At 63.5% G+C, this 13,162-nt stretch carries 9 protein-coding genes; 5 read left to right on the top strand and 4 right to left on the bottom strand.

What is annotated here, in order from left to right; translation table 11 throughout:
• The first annotated feature begins 195 nt into the window (after nucleotides 1-195).
• Both C476_RS08460 and C476_RS08455 read left to right on the top strand, forming a co-directional pair.
• Nucleotides 196-2,112 (top strand): DEAD/DEAH box helicase, encoded by a 1,917-nt coding sequence (locus C476_RS08460; RefSeq protein ID WP_008011898.1) that lies wholly within the window; start codon nucleotides 196-198, stop codon nucleotides 2,110-2,112.
• 109 nt (nucleotides 2,113-2,221) lie between these two features.
• On the top strand, nucleotides 2,222-3,958 hold the full coding sequence (locus C476_RS08455) for a helicase HerA domain-containing protein (RefSeq protein ID WP_008011897.1): 1,737 nt from the start codon (nucleotides 2,222-2,224) through the stop codon (nucleotides 3,956-3,958).
• Nucleotides 3,959-3,988: 30 nt separating this feature from the next.
• Here the strand turns inward: C476_RS08455 and C476_RS08450 are convergent, their stop codons facing one another.
• On the bottom strand, nucleotides 3,989-5,104 hold the full coding sequence (locus C476_RS08450) for a DegT/DnrJ/EryC1/StrS family aminotransferase (protein WP_008011896.1): 1,116 nt from the start codon (nucleotides 5,102-5,104) through the stop codon (nucleotides 3,989-3,991).
• A 233-nt stretch (nucleotides 5,105-5,337) separates the two neighbouring features.
• Here C476_RS08450 and C476_RS08445 point away from each other — a divergent pair, with 233 nt between their 5' ends.
• Both C476_RS08445 and C476_RS08440 read left to right on the top strand, forming a co-directional pair.
• The gene (locus C476_RS08445) at nucleotides 5,338-6,966 is read left to right on the top strand and encodes an alkaline phosphatase family protein (RefSeq protein WP_008011894.1); all 1,629 of its coding nucleotides are present in this window, start codon (nucleotides 5,338-5,340) and stop codon (nucleotides 6,964-6,966) included.
• Nucleotides 6,963-7,973, top strand: coding sequence for a lipid II:glycine glycyltransferase FemX (locus C476_RS08440; RefSeq protein ID WP_008011893.1), 1,011 nt, complete (start codon nucleotides 6,963-6,965; stop codon nucleotides 7,971-7,973). Before C476_RS08445 ends, C476_RS08440 begins: the two co-directional genes overlap by 4 nt.
• Before the next feature lie 45 nt (nucleotides 7,974-8,018).
• Here C476_RS08440 and C476_RS08435 read toward each other — a convergent pair whose 3' ends face one another.
• Entirely contained in the window at nucleotides 8,019-8,303 is a 285-nt protein-coding gene (locus tag C476_RS08435; RefSeq protein ID WP_008011890.1) for a MarR family transcriptional regulator, read from the bottom strand.
• A gap of 287 nt (nucleotides 8,304-8,590) precedes the next feature.
• On the opposite strand from C476_RS08435, the gene glmM reads away from it, so the two are divergent.
• Nucleotides 8,591-9,916: a phosphoglucosamine mutase gene (glmM, locus tag C476_RS08430; protein ID WP_008011888.1), complete on the top strand. Its 1,326-nt coding sequence runs from the start codon at nucleotides 8,591-8,593 to the stop codon at nucleotides 9,914-9,916.
• A gap of 87 nt (nucleotides 9,917-10,003) precedes the next feature.
• Here glmM and C476_RS08425 read toward each other — a convergent pair whose 3' ends face one another.
• Both C476_RS08425 and glmS read right to left on the bottom strand, forming a co-directional pair.
• Nucleotides 10,004-10,210, bottom strand: a complete 207-nt coding sequence (locus tag C476_RS08425; RefSeq protein ID WP_006431419.1) for a DUF7563 family protein — start codon at nucleotides 10,208-10,210, stop codon at nucleotides 10,004-10,006.
• A gap of 643 nt (nucleotides 10,211-10,853) precedes the next feature.
• On the bottom strand, nucleotides 10,854-12,665 hold the full coding sequence (gene glmS / locus C476_RS08420) for a glutamine--fructose-6-phosphate transaminase (isomerizing) (RefSeq protein WP_008011880.1): 1,812 nt from the start codon (nucleotides 12,663-12,665) through the stop codon (nucleotides 10,854-10,856).
• Nucleotides 12,666-13,162: the final 497 nt, after the last annotated feature.

The raw sequence follows: 13,162 nt of genomic DNA, 5'->3' as shown, positions 1-13,162 counted from the left end.
TGTAAGCGTTGTCGGATTCACGCCCGGTCGTCAGACTACGTCTGACGGGCAATCAGAAATCGAAGATTTCTGATGACGGCGTAAACGCCGGGATTCTCTCCTTGAAGAAAGATAGCTGTTTGCGCTCGAGACGGTCGCCCCGTACTCGAGCCACGAGCGAAATGGGTTTACCCCCACCACCGCTACGACCCGGCAGTGACTGACGAACGTTCTTCGGCGGCTTCCGACGAGCAGCGAAGCGACGTCCACGATCCGGCCGGGGACGCGACAGCCGACGCCAGCGCGAAGTCCGACGAGAACGAGGCGGGCGAGGCGTTCACCATCGCCGACTTCCACGACGCCAGCCAGCAGGCCGGTCGACCGGTGCTCACCGCCGCAGCCGTCTCCCGTGCGCTCGAGCTCCCCCACGAGGAGGCGAGCGACCGACTCGAGACTCTCGCCGAGTCGGGCTCCCTCGAGCGACTCTCCGTGTCCACGGACCCCGTCGTCTGGTATCCCAGCGAACTCGAGGATCTGACCGACCGCGAGCGCGTCGTCGTTTTCCCGAAACGTCGAGAGATAATCGTCGACCGACCGGACCAATTCACGCGTGCGCAACTCTCCCAGTTTGCCCACCTCGCAGATGCCAACGGCGAGGACGGCTATCGCTACGTCGTCCGCCCGGAAGACGTCTGGAGTACGCCCCACGATAGTTTCGAGGATTTAGCCCGGACGATGCGCCAGGCACTGGGGCAGCGGTCGGAACCGCTCGAGGAGTGGGTCGAAAGCCAGTGGGATCGGGCCCACCAGTTCCGGCTCGTGACCCACGAGGAGGGGTATACTGTACTCGAGGCCCAGACGCCCGAAATCATGGGCAACGTCGCCCGGCAGAAACTCGACGAAGAACACGTCCACGCACCGATTTCCGAAACCGAAGACTGGGTTCGAGAGGGGTCGGAAGCTGCGATCAAGCGGATCCTCTACGAGGCCGGCTATCCGGTTCAGGATCACCGCGAGCTTGCCTCCGGCGAGGAGTTGTCGATCGACCTGAACGTCCGACTGCGCGACTACCAGCAGAACTGGGTCGATCGCTTCGCCGAGGCTGGCGAAGGCGTCTTCGTCGGCCCGCCGGGCAGCGGGAAGACGGTGGCCGCGATGGGCGCGATGGCCCACGTCGAGGGCGAAACTCTGGTTCTGGTTCCGAGTCGCGACCTCGCCCAGCAGTGGGCCGACGCGATGGTCGAGTACACCTCGCTCGAGCCCCATCAGATCGGCCAGTACCACGGCGGCCGCAAGGAAGTGCGACCGGTGACGATCGCCACCTACCAGATCGCGGGGATGGATCGTCATCGATCGCTCTTCGACGACCGCGAGTGGGGGCTGGTGATCTTCGACGAGTGCCAGCACGTCCCTTCGGACGTCTACCGGCGGAGTACGCACTTACAGTCCAAGCACCGCCTGGGGCTTTCCGCCAGCCCCATCCGCGAAGACGACCGCCAGACCGAGATCTTCACCCTCGTCGGCCCGCCGATCGGCACCGACTGGGAGGCCTTGTTCGAGGCCGGCTTCGTCGCCGAACCAGAACTCGAGATCCGCTACGTGCCGTGGGGCGACGACGAACAAGCCAACGCCTACGGCTCGGCCGACGGCCGCGAGAAGTACCGCATCGCGGCGAAGAATCGCGGGAAGATCGACGAGGTACGATACCTGCTGTCGGCCCACCCCGACGCGAAGGCCATCGTCTTCGTCGACTATCTCGAGCAGGGCCGAGAACTCTCCGACGCGCTCGAGGTCCCCTTCCTCAGCGGCGAGACGCCACATCACGAACGCCGGCGGCTGTTAGAGGAGTTCCGCCGGGACGAGCGCGACCTGTTGATCATCTCGCGGGTCGGCGACGAGGGAATCGACCTGCCGACGGCCGATCTGGCGATCGTCGCCTCCGGACTGGGCGGCTCGCGACGGCAGGGCACCCAGCGGGCGGGGCGGACCATGCGGCCCGCTGGCGGCGCGCTCGTCTACGTGCTGGCAACGCGGGGCACACGCGAGGAGGATTTCGCCCGAAAACAGCTCCAGCACCTCGGGCGCAAGGGGATGACGATTCGCGAGCAAACCGTCGAACGCGACGCGGAGTGAACGGAACCGCGACGGGGAGACAACTCGCATCGAGGCCAATATTCAAGGTCGCGTGTTCGGACAGTACAGATATCATGAGTGAATCGTGCGTTCGCGGGGTGATCGACCGGTGAGCGACGGCACCAGACAGCGACAGATCCGCGTCGGCGAGACGGCCGGCGGTGCGGATCTCAAACTGCCCGTCATCGAAGTCCTCACCGGACGCGGGTTTGCGACCGGCAAGAGTGGCTCCGGAAAGTCCAACACCGCGTCGGTCATCGCCGAGGAGTTGCTCGAGGCTGGCTATCCCCTCCTGATCGTCGACACGGACGGGGAGTACTACGGACTCAAAGAGGAGTACGAAATGCTCCACGCCGGCGCTGACGAGGAGTGTGACATCCAGATCGGGCCGGAACACGCCGAACAGATGGCCACGATCGCACTCGAGGAGAACGTCCCCGTCATCCTCGACGTCTCGGGGTATCTCGACGAGGACGTGGCCGACGAACTACTCCGAGAGGTCGCCCGACACCTGTTCGTCAAGGAGAAGAAGCTCAAGAAGCCGTTCCTGCTGGTCGTCGAGGAGGTCCACGAGTACATCCCGGAGGGCGGCGGCGTCGGCGAGACTGGCAACCTGCTGATCAAGATCAGCAAGCGCGGCCGCAAACACGGCCTCGGGATTTTGGGAATCAGCCAGCGACCGGCCGACGTCAAGAAGGACTTCATCACGCAGGCCAACTGGCTCGTCTGGCATCGGCTGACCTGGGACAACGACACGAAAGTCGTCGGCCGGATCATCGACACCGAATACGCCGAGCGCGTCGCCGACTTAGACGACGGGCAGGCGTTCGTCCAGACCGACTGGACCGAAGTCGATGTCCAAAAGGTCCAGTTTCGCCGCAAACGGACCTTCGACGCCGGCGCGACGCCCGGCCTCGACGATTTCGAGCGCCCCGAACTCAAGTCCGTCTCGGACGCGCTGGTCGGCGACCTTCAGGACATCTCCGAGCGAAAAGATCGCGAACAGGACCGAATTCAGGAACTCGAGGCCGAACTCGAAAAGAAAGAACGGCGCATCGAGACCTTGGAAGACGAACTCTCCTCGGCGCGTGACGTCTCGAGTGCGGCCAAACAGATGGCCGACGCCTTGCAGAACACCGAGACGGTCCAGTCACAACTCCCCGGCGGTAGCGAGGACCTGCGCCGGCTTCACGAAGAAATCGCCGACCTCGAGGCCGAACGCGACGAGCTTCAAGACCGACTCGAGGCACGCGACGACCGGATCGACGCCCTCGAAGACGAACTCGAGTCTCGCGCGGACGAACTGAGCCGCCTGCGCGATGAAAACGAGCGGTTACGCGAGACCGTCAGCGAACACGAGAGCGCAGACGAGGACGGGACCGACGAGGAGTCGACGATCCTGCAGGCCGGCGGTGACGACGTCGAGTTCGGATACACGCCCGTCGACTGGGACGAGGCGATAGCCAACGCCAGATCGAACGACAACACACCCGACAACACACCCACGTCCACAGCCGATGAAACGGCACGTGTCACCACCGACAGTGAACACGACCTCGCAACGGTCCTCGAGACGACCGACATTGGCGACCGCGTCGAGCGCGCGTGCGAGGGCTCACAGTGTTCGCTCGAGACGGCACGTGACGTGCTTGCCGCCCTCGACGAGCGCGGATCGCTCGATGCGGCGACCCTCACCGCAGACGTCGAGCGGTCCAGAGTCGCGGTTCAGGGGCTCCTCTCGGAGTTGCGGACGGAGGGCGTCCTCGAGCGGACGCCAGATCGGGCGTACGCGCTGAGCGACGACGTACACGCGGCGCTCTCGTCGCCGCCGGCTGCCAGCGAATGAGGTGCTGACCGAGCCGCGAGATCTCCCGGCTCACTGCTGCAGTCGTTTGCCGGCTGTCTCGATCGCTGTCGGCTCGATGCCCTGGTGGACCGGCAGCGTGACGACCTCCTGTGAGAGACGTGTCGCCGTGTCGTAGCCGTCGGCCTCGAATACGGACTCGCGGAGTATCGGCCAGGTGTGTGCACCCACGACGCCACAATCGTGGAGCGCCGCCAGAAACGCGTCTGAATCGCGCGCCCGGACGGGAAACTCGTATGGGCTGATCCCCTCCGGCAGCCGCTCGTAGAACATCGTAATGTCCTCACGGTCGGCTAACACCTGTTGCCACGTCCGGTAGTTCTCTCGCCGGGCGGCCCGGATCGTGTCCGGATCGGCGGCGTCGGTGACCATCGCTGTAAGCTTCGACATCGGGGCTTTTGTGGCCTCGTATCGGGCACCCGGATCTACGGACGACGGATCGTCGGCCCCGTCGTCGAGCATCGACTCGATCGACTGGTAGAGCGGGCCAAGGGCGGTTTCGGCGGCCGAGGTCGTGACGAACCGACAGTCGGTGGCCGCGATCCGGTCTGCACTGCCGGCCAGCGGCGATGGGGAGAACGTCGCTTTGGCCTCGTCGGCGACACGGTAGAGGATCGCGCCGTCGGGAACCGGCAGTAGCTTCCGCAACGTCGTGAACCCGAGATCACCGTGCGTCCCGAGCAGCGTCCCGTCCGCGACGCTGATCGGGCCGTGAGCGTTGTCGTCGATGTGATAACAGTCGTATTCGTTGGTCAGCGACGCGAGCCGCTCGAGCCCGGGCTGTGGAAAGCCGAAATAGTTGACCGACATGACGGCGACCGTGTCGTCGTCGATCCGGCTCTCGAGATCGGCGAAATCAGGCGCGAGCGTCTCTTCGATGGCGTAAAACCGGGGCTCGAGGCCGAGATCGCAAAAGGGTTCGACGACTGCGGGCGAGAGGTAGGCAGGGACGAGAACGTTCTCGCCGGGTTCGACGAGGCCATCGAGGCCGTCCCGGAGCGCGACCTTGCCGGCACCGTAGTAGGTGTAGTCAACGTTGGGGGCGTGCCGGTCGACAAACGCGTCGATTCCCGCACCCCCCGACCGTGAGAGCGACGCGTCGAACACGGAGGGGGTGGCACTGATCATATCTCGAATCGGTGGTGACGAACACCAGTAACGGCGATCATCGACGTAATACGGTATCATCAGACACCTTAGTGATGCGGACGATACTCGCCTGAAACGGGTGACAATCGGCGCTTACAGCCACAGCGAGAGACACCGGCGCGAGCGCTATTCCGATCGTACAGCCACCCAGTACGATGTTACAGTCATCAAGCGGTCGCATAACAAAGCCTAACCGGCAACATACCGTCTCTATGGCAAGTTCGACGGACGAAGAATCCCTTCGTCTGCTCGTCGTGGGGCTCGACGCCGGGTGTCGGCCGATACTCGAGCCCCTGTTCGAATCGGGCGAGGTGCCGACCATCCAGCGGCTGTTCGAGTTGGGCACTGCTGGACCCCTCGAGTCGCAGATTCCGCCCTGGACTGCAAGCGCCTGGCCGTCGCTCTACACCGGGAAGAATCCGGGCAAACACGGCGTCTACGATTTCCTTTCTTTCGACGGCTACGACTGGGACGTGGTCAACGCAACTCACGTTCGGGAACGGCCAGTCTGGGAGCTGTTGAGCGAGTACGGCTTTGCGAGCGTCGTCGTCAACATGCCCGTGACCCATCCCGCCCGGGCGTTCGATGGGGCGCTGATCCCGGGGCTGACCGCGCCCGAGGACCCGGACTGTCACCCCGAAGGCATCCTCGAGGACGTCAAGTTGGCATGTGGTGGCGACTACTGGATCTATCCACAGAACAGCCCGGAACCGGATCAGTCGATCGAGGGCTACGAGCGGACGGTCGAACTCCGGGGGAAGGCCTTTCGGTACCTCTGTCGGCGAATCGCGCCGGAGTTTGGCTTCCTCCAGTTCCAGCAGACTGATTCGGTGTTTCACGAGCGCCCGGGGGACAAAAAGGCGATCGAAGCAGTGTATCGGGCAGTCGACCGCGAGCTCGAGGAAACCATCGAGCGGACGGACCCCGAGAACGTCCTGCTCGTCAGCGACCACGGCATGGGGAAGGTGACCGGCGACGAGTTCCGCGTCAACGAGTACCTCCGGTCGGAAGGCTATGTCAGCGCCCAGAGTGGGGGCGAAGGGATGCCAGACTGGTCGAAGTCCTGGGAGAACAATCTCCTCGAGGGATCGGACGCCAGCGACGGTGGCCCAAGCGCGCTCGAGCGAGCGATGAATCTGGCCGCAAACGTCGGGATTACGACCCAGCGGGTCGCGAACACGCTCGAGGTCGTCGGACTCAAAGAACCGATCGGCAAACGGGTGCCAAACGACATGATTCGGGCGGCAAGCGAACAAGTCGACTTCCCGAACTCGCAGGCATACGTCCGCTCGAAGAGCGAACTCGGCGTCCGGCTCAATCTCGAGGGCCGCGAGCCAAACGGGCAGGTGCCGGTCGAGGACTACGATTGCGTCCGCGAGGAGCTCATCGACGAACTGTCGGCGGTTCGGACGCCCGACGGCGAGCCGATGTTCGATGCCGTCGAGCCGCGAGAGACCTACTTCGAGGGGCCCTACGTCGAGAAGGCACCCGACATCCTGACCGTCCCGGCGGAGTTCGACAATGCGATCGCCGCGTCGCTTGGAAACGGCCAGTTCGGCGAGCCAATGGAGTCGTGGAACCACAAGCGGACTGGGGTCGTCGCGGCCGCCGGGTCGGCCTTCGACGAGTCCGCCGCGCTCACCGCGGCGACGATTTTCGATATCGCGCCGACGATCTGCTCACTGTTTGACATCCCGATCGACGCCGCAATGGACGGTGATCCACTGCCGATCATCGAGGGCAGCACCGAACGATCGTATCCGGCGTACGATCCCGAGCCGATCACGGCGACCGACGATAGGGGCGTCGAAGACAGACTCTCAGATCTGGGCTACCTATGAGCGTCGAGATCCGTACCCTCAACCCACACGCCGATGCCGAGGAGTGGAATCGGTACGTCGAACGCTCTGACGACTCGAACCCGTTCTTTCGCGCCGAAGCGCTCCGATTGCAGGCCGTCGATACCGACACGACGGCGCACCTGCTCGCGGGCTTCAAAGGTCAGGAAGCAGTCGGCATCTTTCCAGTCTTCGAATACACCAAGGGGCCGGTAACCGGCGCGTTCTCCCCGGCCCCCCACTCGTGGACGACGTATCTCGGCCCAGCCCTGTTGAACGTCGACAAGCTCAAACAGCGCAAGGCCGACCGCCGGATCAAACGGTTCATCGAGGGCTGTCTCGAGTGGATCGATACCGAACTCTCGCCGCTGTATAGCAAATTCGTCACCGGCACGCTCGAGGACGTCCGTCCGTTCGTCTGGAACGACTACGACGTCAGGCCAAGTCACACGTACGTCGTTGACCTCGATGGCTCCGAAGCGGAACTGCTCAATCGGTTCAGCAGCGACGCGCGAAGCAACATCCGAAACGCCGACGAAGACAGCTACACCATCGAGGAGGGTGACACCGACGACGTCGAACGCATCGTCGAGAAGGTCCGCCAGCGCTACGAGAGCCAAGACCAGCCGTTCCGGTTGAGCGTCGACTTCTCGAGAGCGGTCCACGAACAGCTCCCCGACGGCGCGATCAGACCCTACGTCTGTCGCGTCGACGGTGAGTTCCTCGGTGGCATTCTCGTCGTCGAGTCGGATCGGACGCGGTATCGATGGCAGGGCGGGGTCAAACCGGACGCCGACGTCGACATCGCGATCAACGACTTACTCGACTGGCACGTCATGCGCGATGGCCTCCACGCGGGAATCGAGGAGTACGACCTCGTCGGCGCTGGCGTCCCGAGCATCAACCGGTACAAGGCGAAGTTCAACCCGCGGCTCGAGACCCACTACGAGATCACGGCGGGCGCATTCGGGATCGATCTGCTGGTCGATCAGTATCAGAAACACCGGTAGCGCACGCGCTGCAGCCGCTCGACTGTCGATCTACCGACAGAGGGCTTAGTCGTCGATCCGATACTTCGACTGTCGCGCGTCCGCGAGACAGGCGCGGCTTGTCACGACACCCTGTTCCTCGAGTCGTCCCAGCGCATACCGAACGGTTCGGGGACAGAGCCGCGATTCGGCAGCGAGTTCCTCCTGTGTCAGTGGGGCCTCGTACTCGAGGACCTTGTAGACCAGTTTCGCGCTCGGCGGGAGGTCGGCGTCGATCGTTGCCCGGTCACACTCGCCGTGTGGGTCGTCGGCATCGACGGCCTCGTCGGAATCCGATTCAGTTGCGCTCATGGGTATCGATCGCTGCGGTTGCCACGTCCGTCGACCGGTTCGTCTGGCGGGACACGAGCCGTTCGTATGTCATGTTCAGTCACGTCTATCTGCGTGTGTTACATATACAGCACCGACAGTTCAACGAGACAGGCGGCAGCTAACGGGCGTGTATGCGACCGTTCCAGCACTCGTCGCCGTCTCGAGTCCGTCACGAAGCGGCCCCACAGCACTGGCATGGAGCCGATCGGGACGACGGACACCAGTAATCCGCGCATAGTAAGGCGGTCGCCCGACTCAGGACCGATATGTTCGGAACCAGTGGCATTCGTGGACGAGTCGGCGACGAGGTGACGGCAGGGCTGGCGCTTTCCGTCGGTCGTGCGGTCGCCTCGGAGGGCTACGACCAGGTCGTCGTCGGTCGCGACGTGCGAGACAGCGGCGCGATGCTCGTCGACGCAATCAGCGCGGGACTGTGTGAGTGTGGAGCGGACGTTATCACGGTTGGCGTCGCGGCGACACCGACGGTCGCGCGGTCGATCGAGCGTCTCGAGGCCGACGCGGGAGTCGTGGTGACGGCTTCGCACAACCCGGCGACGGACAACGGGATCAAACTCTGGAATCCCTCGGGGAAGGCGTTCGGTCCCGATCAGCGCGAGGCGATCGAACGACGGATTCGCGAGGACGACTACGAGCTGGCTGCCTGGGACGGCGTCGGCGATCGAACGAGCCACGACGGCGTGCAGGACTATCACGCCGACGCACTCAGAGCAGCAGTCGACATAAAACAGCCACTCAGCGTCGTCGTCGATCTCGGTACCGGTGCTGGCGGCGTCACTGCGACGGTACTCGACGAGCTGGGCTGTCAGGTCCGAACGCTCAACGGCCAAGAAGACGGTGCCTTCCCCGGCCGCCCGAGCGAGCCGAACGCGGAGACCCTCGAGACGCTGTCGACGCTCGTCGCGGCGACGGACGCCGACGTGGGGATCGGCCACGACGGCGACGCCGATCGAATGGTCGCCGTCGACGAGACGGGTACCTTCGTCCCGAAAGACGCCTTGCTGGCCCTGTTCGCCCGCGAGGCAGCCGGCGACGGCGACCGCGTCGCAGCACCCGTCGACACGAGCCTCGCGGTCGACGACGCACTGGCGGCCGTCGGCGCGTCGGTGACACGGACGCAGGTGGGTGACGTCTACGTCGCCGAACGGACGACCGAGCCGGACGTCGTCTTCGGCGGCGAGCCGAGTGGGGCGTGGATCTGGCCCGACGAAACGCGGTGTCCCGACGGCCCGCTCGCGGCGTGTAAGCTGGTGGAACTCGTCGCCGACCGCGGGCCGCTGTCCGACCTCGTCGCCGAGATCGAGGGGTATCCAATCCAGCGCACGTCGATCGAAGTGACCGAAAAGGCGGCGGTGATGGCCGACGTCAGCGAGGCGGTGCGTGACCGATACGACGAGGTCGAGACGCTCGACGGCGTCCGGGTCGAGACCGAAGACGGGTGGTTCCTGCTTCGTGCGAGCGGCACACAGCCGTTGATTCGCGTCACGGCGGAGGCGCGGTCGGCCACCGACGCCGACACGTTGTTCGAGGATGCACAGGCGCTGGTGACCGAAACCGTCACGAGGAGGGCCTGACTGACAGATTCGGTGCGGCCGGCGGAGAGCGTGTCATCGGCGAACACTAGCAGAGAGACAGCAGACTCGAGACGAGACTGACAGACACTATCGGGCTTCTTTCGGAATGAAATCCGAGGTCTTCATCTCACGGTACGTCGCGCAGTCGGGACAGGCGTGAACGACGTCACGGTTGTCGCCGAAGACGCGAGCGAACTGTCGAGTCACTTGGTTGCCACAGTTGACACATCGGGGGGCAGTCGTTTGCTGGCCGGACGTCATTGGCGTCCACTTCGCGGATGGGTCCGTCGACATCAACAGTCTATACCCACAGAAGGGTATTTACTATAGACCGCATAATCAATGCGACCGCTGCGCGATCGCTCAGTTGGGACCGACTAGCACTCGATCGAAACACTCTGAATATCGTACGTGTCAGCGCTTCTCTCCTGAGAAATACAATATTACCCTGTCGAAACATCGTATTTCAGGCCGAAATTCATGTAGTCGTGTCCACATCTTGGGACCGTCGAGCCGAGACGATCACCCTAGTACGTGCGGCCAACTTGGTCTGTGACTATTGTGGGATAGCCGTGCATAGCTGTCCACGCCGTCGCCCGGAGTGATCAGGTGTACCCTTTATCCATCGGTGAATTTCTATCGGAATCAGAGAATGTAATCGATACCCATGGAAGCGGTGATACCATCACCACGTATCATCACCGCATTTGATCGTCACAGTACTCCTCCACGGTCGACAGCAGTCGAGTACGGGGCCGATGCTGATGCCGTATGGACTCGAGACTGTGGGGGTAGTTTCGTGTCCTGCGGTCTCGAGGCCCATACTCGAGTCGAACCGATCGCTGTTCAGTAGCGCAAACGATGTCGAGACGCGTTCGGCGTAGAATGAAACGAGGGACCACTCGAGCGTAGCGCCCGATTCGTTTGTGTGATCGACTTATTCGACAGTAACACTCTTGGCGAGGTTTCGCGGCTTGTCGATCGGCCGATCGAGGAGATCTGCGGCGTGATAGGAGACGAGCTGGAGCTGGACGTTCGCCAGCAGCCCCGCCAACTTGGAGTCCGTGTCGGGAATCGAGAGGTGCTCGTCGGCCACCGCGACGGCAGGGTGCCCGTCGGGACAGACCGCGACGACGGGTGCGCCACGGGTCTGGGCTTCCTCGGCGTTTTTCAGGGTCTTCTCGTCTTCTTGGCCGGTGAAGACCGCAAACACCGGCGTGTCTGGCGTGACCAGTGCTAGCGGTCCGTGTTTCAACTCACCGGAGGCAAAGCCCTCGGCGTGCTCGTAGGTGATCTCCTTGAACTTCAGTGCGCCCTCGAGTGCCACGGGATAGCCGAGCCCGCGTCCAATGAAGAAATACGACTGGCTGTCGTCGTACTGCCTGGCGATCGACGCGGCCTCGGAGGTTGCAAGCACCTCGTCGAGCGCACTCGGCATCGACTCAACGGCCGGCAACAGCGACTCGAGGTCGGCTGGCGGCTCACCCTGACGGTCGGCAGCGATGCGTTGACACAGCAGCGTGAGCATGACGGCCTGTGAGGAGAACGTCTTCGTCGCGGCGACGCCGATCTCCGGCCCAGCGCGGATGAAGAGCGCGTCGTTAGCCTCACGGGCGGCCGTCGAGCCGACGACGTTCGTCACCGTCAGCGTGCGCGCACCCTCAGCGTTGGCCTGTCTGAGTGCGTTTAGGGTGTCGGCAGTCTCGCCGCTTTGCGTCACCGCGATCACGAGGGTGTCGTCGTCGACCGGCGGTGCGACGACGCTGTACTCGTTAGCCAGTAGCGCAGTCGATCGGATGCCGGCCTGGTTGAGCCCGAGCGAGCCGTACAGCGCAGCGTGATAAGAGGTCCCACAGGCGACGAACTGGACGCTTTCGACGTCATCGAACGTCCCCGGCTCGAACTCCGAGAGTGCGATTCGACCGCTTCGAGGATCGATGCGACCCTCGAGCGCTTGGGCCAGCGAGGTCGGCTGCTCGTGGATCTCCTTGAGCATGAAGTGGTCGTACTCACCCTTCCCGGCCTGTTCGGGGTCCCACTCGACCGTCTCGGGCGTGCGCGTGACCGGGTTCCCCTCGAGGTCGGTGAACTCGACGCCGTCTTCGTCGACGATGACGACGTCGCCGTCCTCGAGATAGACCACGCTGTCGGTGTACTCGAGGAAGGCAGGCACGTCACTGGCGAGGAAGTACTCGCCGTCTTCGATACCGACGACGAGCGGCGAGCCCTGCCGGGCCGCATAGAGGACGTGCTCGCCAGACACCATAGCGGTGACGGCGTAACTGCCCTCGAGTTCGCTGATCGCCTGGCGGAACGCTCGTTCGCTATCGAAGCCCGCATCGAGGTAGTACTGGATCAGATGCGGGATGACTTCGGTATCGGTATCGCTCGTAAACTCGTAGCCGTTCGCGGCCAGTCGCTCTTTGAGTTCGACGTAGTTCTCGATGATCCCGTTGTGAACGACGGCGACGTCCGCGCTCTCGTCAGTATGGGGGTGCGCGTTGGCGTCGGTCGGTGGCCCGTGGGTACTCCAGCGAGTGTGGCCGATGCCGACCTCACCCCGAAGCGGTTCGCCGATCGATTCTTTCAGCTCTTCGACCTTCCCTGAGCGTTTCTCGATATCGATTCCCGAGCCGTTCTGGACGGCGATACCGGCAGAATCGTAGCCTCGATACTCGAGGTTCTCCAGCCCAGTCAGTAGTGGCTCGATGGCGTTTCCGTCTCCGACGCGGCCGATAATTCCACACATCGGTTGCTCACCGCCTGGTGGGCCGCTTGCCGGCTGGCCCGGAGACGGTCACGGGTTTTGCGGACGGGACACCAGCCAGTCTCCGCTGTGCAGACGACGGTGACCGTCTCGTGGCAGACGATCCCGTCGAAATACGTGGTCGAGACGACGAACGGTATGCAACCATGAGCAGAATTCAGGCTTCCGGAAGCCATTACTATAGACGGGCTACTGAACGGCGTAGCCAACGGGTACGCTGCCACGTGTTGTCACCCGTAGTGATTGTCAGTCACAGGACACCACGAGAGTGCGGATCGACACCGACGGCGAACTATCGGAAAAGAGCCCCTCTCACACCCGAAACGGACATGCTGTCGACTCCCCCTCAAAAGTATGGGAAACGAACAGGGAACCAGCGCTCGAGTACGGGGAGACAAACCCTCGATAGCAATCGCCAAACAGTAGGGCCGATAAACGGTCGGCATCGAACGACTGGGCACGAAGGAGACTCGAGCAAC

The sequence above is a fragment of the Natrinema limicola JCM 13563 genome (assembly GCF_000337475.1).
Classification (GTDB): Archaea; Halobacteriota; Halobacteria; order Halobacteriales; family Natrialbaceae; genus Natrinema; species Natrinema limicola.
The sequence above is the reverse complement of the archived record's forward strand: the minus strand, read 5'-3'. Positions and strand labels throughout refer to the sequence as shown.